General features: G+C 53.2%; 15 protein-coding genes. 1 reads left to right on the forward strand and 14 read right to left on the reverse strand.

What is annotated here, in order from left to right:
- Window positions 1-11: 11 nt before the first annotated feature.
- Genes SH449x_RS13250 through SH449x_RS13260 form a run of 3 tightly spaced genes read right to left on the reverse strand, consistent with a single transcriptional unit; the run spans window position 12 to window position 1937 of the window.
- The gene (locus tag SH449x_RS13250) at window positions 12-383 is read right to left on the reverse strand and encodes a DsrE/DsrF/TusD sulfur relay family protein (RefSeq protein WP_482376560.1); all 372 of its coding nucleotides are present in this window, start codon (window positions 381-383) and stop codon (window positions 12-14) included.
- A 19-nt stretch (window positions 384-402) separates the two neighbouring features.
- Entirely contained in the window at window positions 403-1542 is a 1140-nt protein-coding gene (locus SH449x_RS13255; protein WP_482376561.1) for a cysteine desulfurase family protein, read from the reverse strand.
- Window positions 1539-1937 carry an ArsR/SmtB family transcription factor gene (locus SH449x_RS13260; RefSeq protein ID WP_482376562.1) on the reverse strand — a complete coding sequence of 133 codons (399 nt, stop codon included), beginning with the start codon at window positions 1935-1937 and terminating at the stop codon, window positions 1539-1541. Before SH449x_RS13260 ends, SH449x_RS13255 begins: the two co-directional genes overlap by 4 nt.
- Before the next feature lie 80 nt (window positions 1938-2017).
- Here SH449x_RS13260 and SH449x_RS13265 point away from each other — a divergent pair, with 80 nt between their 5' ends.
- On the forward strand, window positions 2018-2632 hold the full coding sequence (locus tag SH449x_RS13265) for a class I SAM-dependent methyltransferase (protein ID WP_482376563.1): 615 nt from the start codon (window positions 2018-2020) through the stop codon (window positions 2630-2632).
- A gap of 109 nt (window positions 2633-2741) precedes the next feature.
- Here SH449x_RS13265 and SH449x_RS13270 read toward each other — a convergent pair whose 3' ends face one another.
- From SH449x_RS13270 to SH449x_RS13320, 11 genes are all read right to left on the reverse strand, one after another.
- Complete coding sequence (locus tag SH449x_RS13270; RefSeq protein ID WP_482376564.1) at window positions 2742-5231, reverse strand: heavy metal translocating P-type ATPase; 2490 nt, start codon at window positions 5229-5231, stop codon at window positions 2742-2744.
- Window positions 5232-5234: 3 nt separating this feature from the next.
- Window positions 5235-6368: an ABC transporter permease gene (locus SH449x_RS13275; protein WP_482376565.1), complete on the reverse strand. Its 1134-nt coding sequence runs from the start codon at window positions 6366-6368 to the stop codon at window positions 5235-5237.
- Window positions 6365-7048: an ABC transporter ATP-binding protein gene (locus SH449x_RS13280; RefSeq protein WP_482376566.1), complete on the reverse strand. Its 684-nt coding sequence runs from the start codon at window positions 7046-7048 to the stop codon at window positions 6365-6367. The genes SH449x_RS13275 and SH449x_RS13280 overlap by 4 nt, the downstream gene beginning before the upstream one ends.
- Entirely contained in the window at window positions 7049-8626 is a 1578-nt protein-coding gene (locus SH449x_RS13285; RefSeq protein WP_482376567.1) for an efflux RND transporter periplasmic adaptor subunit, read from the reverse strand.
- A gap of 2 nt (window positions 8627-8628) precedes the next feature.
- Window positions 8629-9147, reverse strand: coding sequence for a hypothetical protein (locus SH449x_RS13290; protein WP_482376568.1), 519 nt, complete (start codon window positions 9145-9147; stop codon window positions 8629-8631).
- 22 nt (window positions 9148-9169) lie between these two features.
- Window positions 9170-10324 carry an ABC transporter permease gene (locus SH449x_RS13295; RefSeq protein WP_482376569.1) on the reverse strand — a complete coding sequence of 385 codons (1155 nt, stop codon included), beginning with the start codon at window positions 10322-10324 and terminating at the stop codon, window positions 9170-9172.
- Window positions 10325-10417: 93 nt separating this feature from the next.
- Window positions 10418-10840, reverse strand: a complete 423-nt coding sequence (locus tag SH449x_RS13300) for a heavy-metal-associated domain-containing protein (protein ID WP_482376570.1) — start codon at window positions 10838-10840, stop codon at window positions 10418-10420.
- 574 nt (window positions 10841-11414) lie between these two features.
- A complete protein-coding gene (locus tag SH449x_RS13305) occupies window positions 11415-11933 on the reverse strand; it encodes a hypothetical protein (RefSeq protein ID WP_482376571.1) in 519 nt (172 codons plus the stop codon).
- 49 nt (window positions 11934-11982) lie between these two features.
- Window positions 11983-12687, reverse strand: coding sequence for a hypothetical protein (locus SH449x_RS13310; RefSeq protein WP_482376572.1), 705 nt, complete (start codon window positions 12685-12687; stop codon window positions 11983-11985).
- Between the two features lie 45 nt (window positions 12688-12732).
- A complete protein-coding gene (locus SH449x_RS13315; protein WP_482376573.1) occupies window positions 12733-15942 on the reverse strand; it encodes an efflux RND transporter permease subunit in 3210 nt (1069 codons plus the stop codon).
- 17 nt (window positions 15943-15959) lie between these two features.
- Window positions 15960-17501, reverse strand: coding sequence for an efflux RND transporter periplasmic adaptor subunit (locus tag SH449x_RS13320; RefSeq protein WP_482376574.1), 1542 nt, complete (start codon window positions 17499-17501; stop codon window positions 15960-15962).
- Window positions 17502-17662: the final 161 nt, after the last annotated feature.

Raw genomic sequence — 17662 nt, forward strand, 5'->3', positions numbered from 1 at the left:
CACGCGTTCTCCTAAAATACCAAGACTTTATCGGCCCAGTCGGTAAGCACCGTCAACTCATCGAGACTGCTTCGATGGCACCCTTCCGCAAGTTCTTCAGGCGTAATCCCGCGCGCGTCCATGCAAGAACCACAGACGCTGACTTGCCCCTGGTGCCGAACAACTTTCTCAAGCATATGTTCGATGTTGTAAAATCCTTGCGGAACCTTCTGCCCGCGTTTTGCGCAAGTCACAGCATCTCCCAGTAAGAATATTCTCACTTCAAACTCTGCGGGCCGCGTGATCGCCGTGTGCGTCGCCAAGCCACCAGCTAGGCGAAGAGCGTTAAAGGAGCGTTCGTTCCCATATGCAGCTTCATTCAGAATGAACAGATATTTCGACATACGTATTCCCTTTTGATCATCAAGTTGAATTAACGGTTAATCGTGTACATAAATCCGAAACTACCGTATCGATTTCTTTTTTGGAGCTCGATCGGCCGAGGCTGAAACGCACCGCACCCAAACACCTTTCCAAGTTCAGCCCCATGGCGGTCAGGACTGGGCTCAGATGCTGTTTGCCGGCGTGGCAAGCGGAACCCGTGGATGCTGCCAAGAACGGCAAATGTGTTAGCAGGTCGTACCCAGCCATTCCGTCGAAGCTGACGTTGAGCGTATTGGGCAGCCGTTTGATGGGGTGGCCGTTCAAATGAACTCGCTCACCGACTTCATCCTGTAAAAGCTTCCAAAAGTAATCACGCAGGCTTTCGATGCGACCGTCATCGATCCAATCTGCTGCCTCTTGGCAAGCGGCTCCGAGGGCAGCGATCTCGAGGATGTTTTCAGTTCCCGCGCGTCGGCCGCCTTCGTGCCCCGCGCCATGCATAAAAGGGGCTAATTCAATTCCTTCACGAACGTATAACGCGCCAATGCCTTGTGGTGCATAGAGCTTGTGCCCGGCGATCGACAGCATGTCAACGCCCATCGATTCAACGTCCACAGGTATCTTGCCGACCGCTTGGGCGGCATCGGTGTGGATCAGAATGCCGTGAGTCCGTGCAATGGCAGCGATCTCTTCAATCGGCTGGATTGTTCCGACTTCATTGTTCGCCAGCATAACCGAGATGAGCACCGTCTCATGCTCAATAGCTCGTCGAACATCGTCGGGATCAACCAGGCCATGCTCATCAACAGGCACTCGAGTGACGCGAGCCCCCAGAGTTTCGAGAAACCGCAATGGCTCAGTGACTGCCGGATGCTCGACCGAACTGATAATGAAATGCGGCTGCTTCAATCGTTGGTGGTTTGCGTAGAACACACCCTTGATTGCCTGGTTGTTGGACTCGGTACCGCCCGATGTGAAGATGATCTCGGTGGGATCGCAACCAATAAGCGAAGCGATGCGAATCCTCGATAGCTCGACGATCTCGGCAGCGGGCGCACCTGCCCAGTGACGGCTGGACGGGTTACCGAGATCGAGCTGAAGCAGTCTCACCAACTCGGCTTTGACCACCTGTGAGAGTGGAGTGGTCGCGTTGTAGTCCAGATAGATTGGCTGGTTCATCCGCGCGCTCTCACAGTACGTTTGCTCGCTTGCTTCGGCTTCTTCGGCATCGCGGCTTGCTTGGCCTCGAGGTTGGCCTTCTCGGCTTTGATTTGCTCCGTCGATTTCGACACGGGGACTTCGTTACGTGCGAGTTCCTCGAGCAATAGTCCAGTCAACTTTGGTCTGGCGAGATAGTAGCAACGCGTCTGGGCGTCTTGAGCAAAGTCGACCAACTGCGTGTGCCTCAGCAACGCCAAATGTTGGGATAGGTTCGCTTGACGAACGGGGAGCAAGTCCTCCAGGTCTGTGACGCACTTGGGACCGCCAGAAAGCTCTTGCAAAATGGCCAGGCGCGTGGGGTGCGCAAAGGCTCGCAGCAGTACAGTGGCTGATTTGGTGTCGATCTCCGTCAAGATCTTTCTCCGGGTTGTTGTATTCGCATATCCGAATACAATCTTACTGCCTCTGAAGACTCACACAAGCAGGGATTTTTATGGACAAGATAGCGCACTGGGAAAACGTCTACCAAACGAAGAGCTCGACCGAAGTCAGTTGGTACGAGCCTGACCCGAAACAATCGCTGGACTTGATCCTCGAGGCTACTGGCGAAAAGCGTGGCCGAATCATCGATGTGGGTGGCGGGCAATCGTTTCTCGTCGATCGTCTGCTCGACTCGGGATTCAAGCAAGTGGCTGTGCTGGACATTTCCAGGGCCGCCATCGAAGCGACCAAAGCTCGACTAGGCGCACGAGCGTCGCAAGTGGATTGGATGGTTGCCGACATAACCCAAGCGGAGTCACTGGGCGAGTTCGACATCTGGCACGACCGGGCGGTGTTTCATTTCATCACGGATGCCGGAGATCGGAAGCACTATCTCGATTTGCTCAAGCGAACGTTGCCTATTGGCGGCCAATTTGTCGTGGGGACCTTTGCTATCGGTGGGCCGGAAAAATGCAGTGGACTCCCGATCCAACAATACGATGAGAAGACGATGGAAAATGCACTAGGACCATCGTTCGAAACGGTGAAAAGTGGCCGCTACGAGCACACAACACCCTCTGGCAAACGACAGTTGTTTTACTTTGGCACATATCGACGTCTGGCGTAGACATGCAAAGCTCCATCATTTTCTGTTCGCTTGATGATAAAAGCTTGCATCAGGATCGCGAAGATTGTTAAAGTAATCAACTAGTTTATCGTCCCTAAGCTATGACGACTTACTCTTTGTAGGCCAATAATCGCAATGCGTTGAATACTACAATGAGTGTGCTTCCCTCATGCAAAGCGACAGCGGGGCCAATGTTTAGTCCTAAGATCGTGGCCGGGACTAAGAACGCGACCATGCCAAGACTCATCCAGAGATTTTGGCGAATGATGCGTCTCGTTGCCCGACTGAGACCAATTGCAAGTGGAAGGTGATCAAGGTTGTCTGCCATCAAAGCGACATCGGCTGTTTCCAAAGCAACATCGCTACCAGCGGCTCCCATCGCAATGCCCACAGAAGCGGAGGCCATCGCAGGAGCGTCATTGACTCCGTCACCAACCATGGCGACGCCTCCTTCACTCTGCAGTTTCTTGATCTCAGCGACCTTGTCTTCCGGCATTAGGTCACCGCGGGCTTCATCGAGTCCGACTTCTTTGGCAACCGCGTCGGCAACTTTCTGATTGTCGCCAGAAATCATGATCATGCGCTTGATCCCGAGTTCACGCAGTCGCGAGATCGTTCGCTTGGAAGCTTCGCGTGGGGTATCCATCAAGCCAATCACACCCAGAAAGCGTTCCGCTCGACGGACGATCATTGTCGTGCGACCATTTTGCTCGAGTGATTCAACGATCGCTCGGACAGCATCAGGCAGCGGCGGCCCTTGGACTTCTGCAAACAGATCATCTTTGCCAACGTGAACGAGGTCGCCCTCGACCAACGCTTGAATTCCACGGCCGGTGATACTCTTTAAATCGGTGGCAGATGGGATTTCGCCGCGACTTCCATTACCACCTTCACCCAACTTCTTCTTTCCGTCACGCACAATCGCTCGTGCGAGCGGGTGCTTGCTGAGGGTCTCAACGGCAATGACGATCCGTAGCAGTTCAGTTTCATCGACGCCTTCAATGGTGCGAACGTCGGTGACTTTGGGTTCGCCTTCGGTGAGCGTCCCTGTTTTATCAAATGCGATCGAATCGAGACTTCCGAGACTTTCCAAAGGTCCACCGCCTTTGATCAGGATCCCACCACGTGCCGCGCGCGCGACACCGCTAAGAACTGCACTCGGTGTGGAAATCGCCAAAGCGCATGGACTGGCTGCGACCAACACGGCCATCGCTCGATAGAACGACTTGTTAAACGCCTCGTCCATCACAAGTGGCGCAAACAGCAATAGAACCACACCGCCAATGACCGAAGGCACAAAGTAACGCTCGAACTTCTTCGTGAATTTCTGCGTCGGTGAAACTCGCGTCTCTGCTTCGCTGACCATCGTCACAATGCGAGCCAAAGTATTTTGCGAAGCCAGTTTAGTGACATGGATTTCAAGTGATCCAGATTGATTGATTGTGCCTGCGAAGACGCGATGCTCGGCTGGCAACGTTTCAGGATCGGCGGCTGCAATGCCTACATCGGCAACCGGACGCTTGTCACTCGGAACGCTCTCGCCGGTAATTGGAGCTTGGTTGACGCTGGAGGAACCTGCTATGACAAAACCATCGGCTGGTACACGCTCATCTGGCTTGATCACGACAACGTTTCCAACGACCAACTCTTCGACAGGAACATCCGACTCAAGTCCGTCACGGCGAACTCGAGCCGTGCGTGGAGCCAATTGACCAAGCGCCTCGATCGCCTTTTTAGCTCGGCCCATCGCATAGCCTTCAAGCGAATGGCCGATGCTGAACAAAAACAGCAATAGAGATCCTTCAGCCCACGCTCCAAGAGTCGCTGCGCCTCCAGCGGCCACGATCATTAGAAAGTCGATTTCGAACTTGCCCGAGCGAAGCTTCTCAATCGCTTCGGTGATGGTGTAATAGCCACCAAAGATGTAAGCGGCCAAGTAGCAACCTAGCGATATCCACGCATTCAATTCGGCGAAGGTTTCGACTAGCCATCCAACAAGCAAGAATACACCGCAGAGAATTGCGAAGATCAATTCAGATTTCGCCCCGAAGATGCCACCGTGCGCGTGATCGCCATTCGCGAGTTTGTGACCAGCGTGCCCGTGGTCCTCTTCAGGACCTTCTTCACCATGCAAATGTCCGGCGTGCCCATCGGAGGCTTCTGAAACGCCCCGAGTCCATTTTTTTAACGCATCCGCAATTGCTTTATCGTTCGTCAACTGGCGATCGTACTCGACGCGGACTGCACCTTCAGGAGAAACAGCCGCTTCGATCACGCCCGCGATTCGCTGGAGTCGTGATTCAATCGCACTAGCACGTCGTGCATGCATTGCCGTTGCTTGACTAAGCCAATGCCCATATCGATTGTTGATCTCGACACCCGCACGTTTCGCAAGTTCACGCACCTCGCCAAGCGATACGAATTCGGAATTAAAGTGAATGCAAATCCTCTCTGGATGGCCCTCTTCCGATCCTGAAATATGCGCCGAATTAACTCCTGCCTTTGATTCCAACAGCACTATCAGTCGTCTAAAGCAAGCGTCATTCGGCTCATTAACATTCGGCAACAATTGCCGAAGCTCAATTGTAGTTTTACTCATGTTCTACGTCTGCCTTAGAGCGTCGACGATCGGAACGGTGGCAGCCTGAACCGCCGGCGCGATTCCGGCCGCGATTCCTACAAAAAGGGACACAATCATTCCAGAAATTGCTAAACCAACTGAAGGGCGAAACGCAATCGTGGCACCTTCGGCTCCAATCGCGAATCCACCGATGGCCAAGGCCATAAGAGCCAGAGTCGTGCCAAGAAGACCGCCGAACAGACAGAGGATTGTGCTTTCGGCCAACACCAATCGCATCGCTCGCATTGGACGCACGCCGATTGTTTGCAAGACAGCGTATTCCTTGATTCGATCTTGCACACTCATTACTGTCGTTGTCGCGACGAGCGAAAGGACCAATCCAACGCAGGCGTATCCCAGCCAATGGGCGAATCCAATGAGATCGACGAGATCGGAAAGGGTGCTCGCTTGAAAGGCTCCCTTGCGACGAGTCTTGGTAGCGACAGCCCCGGCTCTCAGCGTTGCATCAATCTCCGTAGCAACGCGGTCCGGGTCAGCGTCGTCGGTCAATAGGACCTCGTGCTGCGTCACCAATCCAGTGGCGTCAAGTCCGCGTGTGTATTGTAGGAAGGCAAGACTCGTGTAGATCAAGTTTTCCTCGGAGGGTACCTTCGATTCAAAAATGCCAGCCACTTTCACGGAGATGTCGCCAATCGAAAACTGATCTCCGGTTTTGAGCCCGCGTCGGCTGGCGACGTTACGGCCGACGATGGCAGCGTCTCGTTGTGAAGCGAATTGCTGCCAGTTGCCACCGGTCAGCTGGATGGGGCGAGATTTTTGAATTTGAGCAGGGTCGGCTCCGTTGAAGACGACAATGTCCAAACTGGCGCGACAGTTGTTCGTCCAGACCTGGATCGGCATGACGTCCCGAACACCCGGAACTTGCCTAATCTTGCGTGAGTAGTCCTCGGGTAAACGGCTGGTCGTAGGACAAAACCGGTTTTCTTGGAAAACGATTAAGGTACGATCCGCATCGCTTCCAGTTGTTAATCGGTTCAATCCTTCCTGGACCGAGCCAACGAAGCAGAAAACAAACATCGCAACAGCCGCACCGGTTACGGTAAGCAGAGTTCGAGTTCGATGACGCCAGAGAGTTTTTAGGACGTAGGTGGTCATGTATGAATCGTTTCCAAAAACTTGCCTCGATCAAGCACCAACTGGCGCGAGGCAGTGCTCGCCACATTGCTGTCGTGCGTGACCATCAACATCGTGATATTGAGTTCTTTGTTTAATCGCTGAAGCAAGACCTGGACCTGCTCGCTGGTTTCAGCATCGAGGCTTCCAGTTGGCTCATCCGCGACAACAACTTTGGGATGGGCTACGATGGCTCGCGCGATGCCCACCCGTTGCTCTTGACCGCCGGACAATTGTCGCGGGTAGTGATCGGATCGGTCACTTAATCCAACCGCCTCTAACGCTAACTCGACTCGCTGCCGTCGCTGCGTTGCTGATAGCTTCAGAAGTAGAGTCGGTAGTTCTATGTTTTCATAAGCAGTAAGAACTGGTATCAAATTGTGTGTTTGAAAAATGTAGCCAAGATTTGCCGCTCGCCAGTCTGCCAGTCTGCTGCGCGAGAGCTTGGTCAGTTCAGTTCCGTCGACGGTGATCGTTCCTGAATCAGGGCGATCGATCCCACTAACAAGATTCAGCAACGTACTCTTGCCCGTGCCACTGGGTCCCATCAACGACACGAACTCTCCTGCGTGGATGTCCAAATCAATAATATCGAGCGGCGTGATTGTCTCATCACCTTTGCGGAAGCTCTTGGAAACACCACGTAGTTCTACTAAGGCCATTTAATTCAATCCTAGCGTTTGATCATCGCCGGTTACATGAACCGGACTACCTTGTTTCAATCCTTCGATACCACCAACGATTAATTTATCTGTCGCATATAACCCTGACTTGATCTCCAATAGCCCGCCGGTTGTCGAGCTTCCAACTTCGACGCTTCGTCGTTGCGCCACATCGTTCGTATCCACGATCCAAACAAATGCACCGGAGTCACCAGATTGGACGAGTTGGCTTGGAGCAAACATTCGTTCCGTTTCGGTGGCCTCTTGCGATCGTTTTTCGACGATAGGAGCTAGAAAGGTTGCTGTGACTAGCATCTCAGGCCCGACTGCCTGTGGCGGGTCAATCAGTTCGACCTTCACTTCCAAGGTATTCTTTTGAATATTGGCTGAGCTTGTCATTTGTAAAACCCGGCCATGAATCACCGCTTTGGTCGACGCCGTTTCGATCTCGACGAGTTGGCCACGTGTCACCAAGGGAACATCTTCTAATCGGACGTCGGCTCGTACTTGAAGCCGATTGGGATCGTACATCTCGATCACAGTGCTCGAACTTTGGCCGGCGTTTGATTCCAGTCCCATCACACGAGTGCCTGGAGCCGCGATCAGACGTAGCACACGACCATCCATCGGTGCACGTATTATATTGCGTTCGAGCGTCAATTCAGCTTGGCGGACTTGCAACTTTGCCTCTTCACGCATCGCAACCGCTGACTGTAGCTTTGCTTTGGCCTCCTCGACTTGTCGCGTTTCTTCGACCAACAATTCGATTTGACTTTCGAACGCTTCAACCTTGTCGGTCAACGCAGCGACCTCACGTTCCAGGTTCGGTTTTCGATTGCGCAATTCTTGCAATTCAGCATGAGCGCTCGCGTGCTCGCTTACGGCTTGGGCGACGACTCGGCCAGAGATCGCTTCCCCGGCCGTGCGTTTTCCTTCCATGCTGCTGCGAGCGTAGTCAACCTTGGCTTCAGTAGCCGTGAGCAGAAACGGTAACTTTGCAAGTTCTGTTTGAGCTTTCGCCAAAGTGCTTTGTGCGTCCGCGAGTTGGACTTGAAGGTGCACCGGCTTCGCGACACGAATCTTGGCGGCGTCGAGTTCGGCGTTCGCGCGGTTGACTTCGCCTTCACGGATCGCGAGCGTGTTCTTAGCGGCCTCGACCATCAATTCGGCGTCGATTGATATCAACCGAGCAATCGCTTCTCCCTTTTTAATCTGCTGTCCTTCGACCACTAACAGCGCCTCGATCACGCCCGGTGCCAGCGCTGCGACACTGATGGCAGTCGGGCGTGGTTCGACCCAGCCCGGGGACTGGAAAAGCGTCGTCCCGGCCTGTTGTAACTCAGACCGCTTCACAATGACCGGAATCACAGTGACTGGTGTTGACGGCAACAATCGTCGACCCGCCGCCACACCCAACAAGGCAACGAAACCCAACAAGATGCCGATCGGCAGAACATACCGGGTCATCCACCGCTTGCCGCGTGGCTTCGTTCGCGTCGTCTCGCCCCGTGGCGAGCGATCGAGTGCAAGTTGGCTCAGGTCGAGTTTGGGTTGGCTAGGATCGAGCGAAGCATTCATTTTCAGTCCTGCTTCACAAAAACTTTGGTGGCCACAACCGTCAAGTTGCCTTGGTCATCACGTTTCGCCTTGCCCTGGACGACTACCGTTGAAAGTTCTTTGACATTCAGCATTTCTTTTGCGTTCCCGGCCACTGGCTTTCCGGCTTCATCCACAACCTTAATCGTGGCGATGTTGTCCTTCACCGCCGCCGTTTCGCAGCAGTAGTCCCACGGAGTGGGGCAACCCTCGTCGGCGGCACAGTAAGGCACTTTCGCATCGACAATCGTGAATGCAGCGAGACCGTCTACAAATGGCTTGCTCGAACCACCTATCAAGCCTACCAATGTGACCTCTTGGCCATCTTCGATTTTTTCGCGAGCTTCGCCGACTGGCATCGCTCCGGCAGGCTCGGTATTCGCGACATACTGCGAGTTCGATTTTGTATCGACCTCGTTGTTTACGGTCGCCACTTCCGACGGTCCACAGCCAACTGCAAGCAATGACAAACTCAACATTCCCAAACTGAAAAGCATTTTCATTTCAAATCTCCCAAAGGTTCAATCAAACAGCCTTCAAACTCGTTGCGACTTCAGCTCGCAACGCTTTTAGCGCCGGGGGCAACGCGCCCAAGACACCTAACAACAATCCAACGCCACAACCGATCAAGATTGCAACGCTGTCGATGCGTAATGTGAACGCCCCCATTGTGAACCGTATCGCCATGCCGTTGAGCATCGTCAACGCGATGACACCCGACAGCAATGATCCTGCGGCTGCCAACAAAGCGCCTTCTTGAACCAAACTGATCAAGATTGCGCGACGGCGGTACCCGATCGCCTGCAACGTCGCTATTTCCCGAATCCGGCCGGCAACGGCTCCATACATCATGTTCAATCCCGCGAAAATTCCCGCACCAGACACCAAGACGACTACGAACCACGCCAAAAGTCGCACTGGCTTGTAGTGTTGCTGAAGCGAAGCGTAGTAATCCGTTTCACGGATCGCCCGTAGTTCCAGGTCGGTGCGTTCTTTGCAAAACAATTCAACTTCTGCCGCAGAACTGCCCGGTGACAGCAGCATTGCAACCAAACTCAGGTCTTGCCGTTTTGTCGTCGTTTGAAAGTCGGTCAGTTTGCACCAAATTTCAGACTCATACGCGGCACCGCCCGCAGCAAACCGCCCACTAATCTTCCAGCTTTGTCCTTCAAAATCGACGCTTTTGCCAACCGTCATGGCGATGTCGGAACTGCCCAGTTTTGCGGCGGCCAACCGTCCAACGATGACCTCGCCATTCCCTGGCCAATCGCCTTCGACCAATTTGACGGATCGACGCACCAGAGGCGCTGCCAAGCTCACTCCGCGTACAAGCCCCAAACCAGCCTCGCCCTCTTCGGTCTTCACCCGCGTTCCTAAATACAACTCTGGCGAAACATGCAGCATGCCGTATCGCTTCACCGCCGAATCCAAACTCGCTGCCAACAGCGAGGGTGTTCGCGCTGCAATCGACGAATTTTCGATGTTCTCTTCCGAGTTGACGGAATAAACGAGCACGACGTTCTCATCACCGCTGACAGCGAGTGACTGTTCCAGTCCCCGAATGAATCCCACGACGACGAACACCAACATCACGACCGTTGCCAAGGCAACGAGCGTCAATGCCGTCCGCACCGGCCGTCGGGCCAGATTGCGAACACCGTATTCCCAGGGGAGAAGCATTGAGTGAATCTTATGTAAGAATGTCGGAATGAGGAGGAAGGAGACGGGTTCCAGACTCCCGACTCCCCCCTCTCACCGTTTCGTATTGAAGTTCTAAGCCCTCGGCTTGGAAATAAACGTGCCGTCAGGAGTGACCATCTTCGTCGGCGTTTTGCCGATGCTCTCCATGATTTCCCAAATCCCCTTAGGACTGAGCCGAACGCGGTCTTTGGGAATCAACGTGACGGATTGCTGTTCGAGGCTGCACGTGACTCTTGCAATGCCTTCGACACCGTCAAATCGCTTCGTAATCTTTTTTACGCAGCCACCGCACATCTCACCGACCGTCATCACAATGTTCATCTTGTCTGCATCGGCCGCCTGCACGGGTGCCGCGGTCAACAAGGAGAAGGCGAACAACATGACACCGGTGACGAAACTAGTTCTTCGGGACAAACTCAACATGCCATAGACTCCATTTGGAAAGGCATCAACAAACAACATCACTCCACCGCGCACGACCACCGCGCGCAGCATCAAAAAATGCAAAACCACTAACTAGAAAGGCAAAGAATCAAGAACATGAAACTAACGAGGCGGACAAAGATTGCCCGTCGGAGCTTCGATTGCCTGCTGGCTCAGATCAGCCAAGATTGGTGCGCAACGCACCTATCGCGACCACATAGAAGTTGCCCCGCGGGAGCAAACGAGCGTCGCGTCGATAAGTCGTAACGTCCAACGACCGGATGCGTCGCGAAAAGAATGGGCTGCACCCAAACGAGGAAATCAGCTTCAGGAAGTCCAACAGCGGTTTCAATGACCGCACCTTTGCAGATGCAATTCTGACAGTTGCAGTCATCCCCGCACGGTTCCGGCGTTTCCGAAACCGGAGCCTCATCGCCATGTGAACAACAAGAACACGCCGCGGGCGCGCATTCCGTCCCCACCGCTGCAGTCGTTTCACACGAAAGGCAGCGCACCGGACACGCCAATAAATTGACGATCAAGAGCAAGATGAGAATTGGAGATTTCATGGCTTTATTGTACTCAAAATTGTGCAATTCTGCAAGTCAAGCTACTTGTCGCAAGATCCCTCGAAGACAATTCATCGCTAGTGGGCATGGTCATGCTCATGAGTGATGGTACCCCGATAAGATTTGCCGCTGATGGTAATCGCCAGCTTGGGAGCAGCCGCTTCATCGTCCAAATGACTGGCCAACTCAGGATCGTTGGCGACAAATCGCGATGATTTACCACTAGGATCACTCTCTTGGGGCGCGGCAGCAAGCTTAAACTGTTCTGGCTTGCCGTCATGCAAGACGTTGATTACGACCTCGCTGACATCGACAGGAACAGGGTTTTTTGCAACGCTGTCCAGAACATAGATCGTGACGGATTTGTCGTCATGGACGAGCTCGGCGTGAAACTCTTCCTTGCCCAATTCAATCAGCGACCCATGATGGGGACCTTCGCTTGGATGCTCATGAATCTCCACTGTCGGCGGAGGAGGCATATCCATGCTAATGGAAGCCTCCGGTTCATTCGATAACTGTGTTGTAGAATCAACTTTATTGCAGCCTACAGCCGACGCGATGGTTAACATGCCAAAGTAAAAAAGTTTGTTGTTCATTTTTTTGTATCCGATACCTTTAGTTCTTGGTTGGGATAGGTGGAATGAATCAATGCTTATGTGGGGCAACTTCGAAACCGTTCTTCTTTAGCCAAGCACCAAGTTCGTCAGCGGTCTTGTGATCTGCGACATGAACATCGCGCCATATGGGAGCACGAAATTTGATGTCGGAATGTCCTGCGTGTGCAGACTCGACCACTTCACATCCAAGCTTGCTCAGCAAGTCGACGAATTTCTGATCATCCGCCGCGCCTTTGCCGTGGATAGATTTCCAACTGACCAATCGGAACTCAACGGTTTCTTTGCCTTCCGCATAAGCCGGGTCTGGATGAGCATGGGAAACGTCGAAGCCAGAGCCTTTCAGCCACCCGCTCCATTGGTCGGCTAGTTGGTGCGTTTCGACTGCCATTGATTTCCACTGAACGCAACGATACGTCAGGTCAATGTGGCCAGCGTGTTGGCCTTGTTTGACTTCGCAACCAAGCTTCTTCACCATGTCCGCGTGCTGCTTGGCTTTTGCCGCATCATCAAAATGCATTGTCTTCCACTGAGGCAATTGAAACGCAATCGTCTCTTTGCCGTGGGCATGTTCATGATCAGGCCCTGCATGGTCGTGGCCTTCATGCCCCGGCTGAACTTGCTTTGTTTGGCTAGCAGGCTGGGCTTGAGTTTGTGCCAGCGCGATATTGGTAGTCATGCAAAGGGCGACAACCGACATCGAACTAACAATCCTAATACGAAAGAAACTCTTCATCTCTGAAATCCTTTTGAGAAAACTGAACTTGCCAGGCTGAAACATTCAGCTGGCATGGTTGGTATCCGCTTCTGATTCTTCATTCAATTCAATCCGCTGTTTTGAACCTTGGACGACCCGCTCAGCCGACCGCATTCCAAACAACCAAAACAATGCTGGATGAACAAAGAAGTCCAGCATGGTTGAACTCACTACGCCTCCCAAAATGACAGTTGCCACTGGGTAGAGGATTTCTTTCCCTGCCTCACCCGCCGCGAGTACCAGCGGCACAAGTGCAATGCCGGCCGTCAGGGCTGTCATAAGTACTGGAGCAAGACGCTCAAGACCGGCGCGCACGATCATCGACTTCGTAAAGCTCTCACCTTCGAATTCGACGAGATGCAAATAGTGTTGAAGCAACAACACGCCATTGCGTGAGGCAATGCCTGCCAAGGAAATGAACCCGACCATGGCCGCAATCGTGACCGTTTGACCTGTCCCTACCAACGCTGCGACCGAGCCGATGAAAGCCATCGGAAGTGCGGCCATGACTTGCAGAGCCAAATTGATTGAGCGAAACAGCGTGTAGAGCACAAGGAACACTCCCAGCAATGCGATCGTAAAAAGTATCGCGATCATCCGGCTGGCTGATTGCTGGCTTTGGAACTGCCCCTCGTAGGTCGGGTAATAGCCAGGTGGAAGCGACGCGATGATAGGCTGAATCGCTTTTTGAATATCCTTCACGACATCAACAACACCCCGGTCTTGGACATTGCACTGGATCACCACGCGTCGCCGAACATTCTCTCGATTAACAGCGTTGGGTCCGCCTGATTCATAGATCTTGGCAATGCTCCCCAGTGGAACCGTGCCCCCTTCGGGCAAGTGGATGGCAAGTCGCTTGAGCCCACCGATGTCTTCGCGATACTCATCTTTCATGCGCACGACCAAGTCAAAGGTACGCATGCCATCAATGACCTCGGAGACGACCGCACCATTCATTGCAGTTTGCACGTAGTTATTGACCTCTTCGGCACTGAGTCCGTATTGGGTCAACGCAGCACGGTCCATCTCGATTCGAAGCTGTGGAATGATGACTTGCGGTTCAATCAGCAAGTCGGTAACACCTGCGACGGTCTGCATCTCCGCTTTGACTGCCTCTGCTTTCTGTCGCAGCAGATCCAGGTCATCACCGTAGATTTTGATGCCGACTTGGGCTTTGACACCGGACAGCATGTGAGAGATTAAGTGTGCAATCGGTTGTTCAACGGCCGTGACGATGCCCGGGATGTTCTCCATGGCTGTGCGAATTTCATTGAGCTGCTCTTCGCGTGATCGCGGCGATGCAGGGTCAAGCTCAATGAGGAATTCACTCATATTGACCCCTTCCGCATGCTCATCAAGCTCCGCACGACCCGTTCGACGAACAAAGCGTTGGACGTCATCGATCTCCTTTAACGACTTCTCGACCGTTCGCGAGATATCGTTGGATGCCGCCAGTGAAGTTCCTGGAGGCAAAACGACGTTGAGCTGAATCGTGCCTTCGTTGAAAGGTGGTAAAAAGTCTCGCTCAAGTCGCGACAAGAACAGCCCGGCGATGGCAACCAGAAGTAAAGTCGCTCCCAAATTGAAGTAGGGAAACGCCAGGCTGAAGCGAATGATCCGCTCGCCCAGCCACTTGAATCCACGCAGCACAAATCCATCGGATTCATGCTCTTTGCTTTTGCTAAAGCCCAGCAGCCAATAAGACAGAACCGGTGTGACCGTCAGCGACACGATCAACGACGACAGAATTGAGACGATGTATGCGACACCGAGCGGGGCAAACAGTTTGCCTTCCATTCCCGAAAGTGCGAACAGTGGCAAGAACACCAAGATCACGATCATTGTGCTGAAGACAATCGAACGACGTACTTCAGCGCTAGCCCGAAAGACGACCAGCAGTGGGTTTACTTTATTGCCAGCGAGTCGATTCTCTTTCAATCGGCGAAAGATGTTTTCGACGTCTACAATCGCATCGTCCACGAGTTCGCCCATGGCAACGGCGATTCCGCCGAGCGTCATGGTGTTGATCGACAGTCCAAAAACAGCGAAGACAATAGCCGTCATGAACAGTGACAGGGGTATGGCTGTGAGTGTGATGAAGGTCGTGCGGATATTCATCAAGAATAGAAATAAGATGATCACGACTAGAATCACGCCGTCGCGTAGCGCTTCCTCGACGTTTTTGATAGCGCGTTCGATGAACGATTTTTGTGAGTATGTCGGTTCAATACGGACACCCGCTGGCAATGACGGCCGGATCTCTTCGATCGCTCGCAGCACATCGTCTGTCACGCGGCGAGTATCCGCGCCCGGCTGCTTATTGACGGTAAGTACAACGGCAGGACCACCGGAGAAATCCGTATTGGGCTTTCCGTCTATTGAATCGCGTCGGACAAATGCTGAGCTGTCACCGCGCTTGATCTGAGCCCCTTCGTGAACTTGAGCAACTTGTGAAAGTAGGACGGGTCGTCCGTCGCGGATCGTGACCGGAAGCGTCTCGAGATCCGTAATAGAACTGATCCGACCCAATGATCGCACCAGCAGCTCGCTTGGACCTTGTCGATCGAGGTAGCCGCCCGTTCCGTTTACATTGCTTTTGGTGACCGCTTGTTCTACTTGCTCCAACGTTACACCAAAGCGTGTCATCGCATCGGGATCGACCAGTACTTGGAATTGTTTTCGCTCGCCGCCCATCGTGAAAACTTGAGAGACACCTGGGATGGTGAGTATTCGTTGCCGCACGACCCAGTCAGCCGCTGTGCGGAGTTCCATTGGATTCACCTTGCCGTCATCGCTCCACATGCCGAGCATGAGAATCTGTCCCATGATGGACGAGATGGGAGCCAGTTGAGGTTGAATCCCTTTGGGCAGACGGTCTTGAACCATCTGCATTCGCTCAGCCACGATTTGACGGTCAGTGTAAATGTCCGTGCCATAGGCGAACTCGACGTAAACGACGGAGATGCCGACACCTGATGAGCTACGGACCGCTTCAACCCCATTGGCACCATTCATGGTGGTTTCAATTGGGAAAGTAATCAGCGATTCAACTTCCTCAGGAGCCATCCCCAGCGCTTCGGTCATGATGACAACGCGAGGACGATTGAGGTCAGGAAATACATCAATCGGCATGCGCATGGTTTGCCATGCGCCAAACGCTACTAGGAATATTGATACAGCGATGACCAGTAAGCGCTGCTGGAGCGCGAACCGAATAACGGCATTTAACATGTGCGGGTGCTCCGTGCTTAGTGGTTGTGGCCTGCATGCGGGTCTGCACCAGCACCGGATTTGTTCTTGATAGCCATCTGCATTTGGTGAGCAGACCGCAGGGCGACAACATCGCCAGGAAAGATTGCCCCATCGTTTTCAATGACGACGTAGCGTTGATCGCGGTGTTTCACATGCACGGCGACGCGGTCAAAGTGATCGCCGTTCTGCTGAAATACAAACCAGTCGGCTCCATCCTTGACCGCCGCATCGACCGGTAAAACAATCTCGTTCTCCCAGGCTTCGACGGGCACTCGCAATTCGAGCCTTTGTCCAACGCGATACTTCCACGTAACAAAACGTTGCCCTTCTGCGGTCTTTTCATCGCGAAGGATGGAGTTGGGGAGATTGACAAAGAACGACAGCGTTCGTGATTGCGGGTCAACAGCGCTGGCAACGAAAACCACCTTCAATTCCGGCACTGTTTCTTGGCCTGCCACGGCGGGCACAATTGCTTCGATGGGCCAACCATTTGCGGCCACCGCTGCAATCGCGGGTGCATCTTGCTCGAACGCTTTGCCTTCGATGTAGAGAGTCGAGTAATCGGATAGTGTGCAGAGCATTTGGCCGGCTTGTACGCCTTGGCCCTTCGCTGCACTTAATTGATCAATGGTCATTGGAATGGGTTGTTCGACAGGAACGCCGTTCTGTTGCACCATCCCATTGAAGGAAACAGGCCCACTGAAAGAAGCCGCCCTGAAACGCCTGTCGCTCAATCGCAAATCGTTCTCGTCATGCGAGTGGGTTTCAATTCCCGGGGCAACAATCGTTAAGTCGCGAAGCAAGCGTCGTTCGCTAATGATCGTGTCAATTTGATCGTCGCTGAGTCCATGAAGTTTAAGAGCAGCACGTTGAGATGCGATGGAACTTTCCAGCTTCTGCAACGCGTATTGACGCTCCAACAGAAGCTTACTGGCCACGGCCCCAGACCGAGTTACCTCTTCAAGCCTCGCGACTTCCCGCTGCTCAATTTCCCGATCTGATAGATTCTTAAGCAATTGGGTTTGCGTATCGACTAGATCCTCATAGGTCAGTCGAACTTCAAAGAGTAAGTCCCCTTGGACCACAGCCTCCCCGCTGACCGCGTGAACATGCTGAACAATACCAATCATTGGCGAAGACACCTGGATATTGGTCCTACCGGGCTTCGCAACAATGATCGATGGAATGGTTACTGTGCGATAAAAATTCGACAGCTTGATGGGCTGAAGGAAGTCGGCCGTTAGCCCAAGATTTTTGAGCGATTGGGGTGATAACTCAAGCGACGCCATCTCGTCGTGCCCAGCATGATCGTGTCCATCGTCTTCCTGAGCGTGGTCATCCTCGCCATGGGCATCTGCGGCTTCGCTATTTGCGCTACTAGACGCTTCACGCCTCGCAGCAACCGTGCTTCCAATCCAACCATCCAGCATCGGCCACCAGGTCGGATATGTGAAAGCGCCAGCAGCAAGCATCAGCAATCCGAAGGTCCATCGTGACCATGGACTACCCAAGACATCTCTAAATGATACTTTCTTCATGACATACTCGAGTGACTCGAACTCCGTTATTGATTGAATGTGAGCGCGCAGTGATCCATGCGCGCCAAACCGGGCACACGAGCGCACGACCAAAGGGTGACTTACGTGAGGACCCAAGGCCGCTGCGAATCTAATATGGAGACGCGCAAGTCCATGAAGTT

This window comes from Brakhagea baltica (assembly GCF_052161605.1).
GTDB lineage: Bacteria > Planctomycetota > Planctomycetia > Pirellulales > Pirellulaceae > JBKCUI01.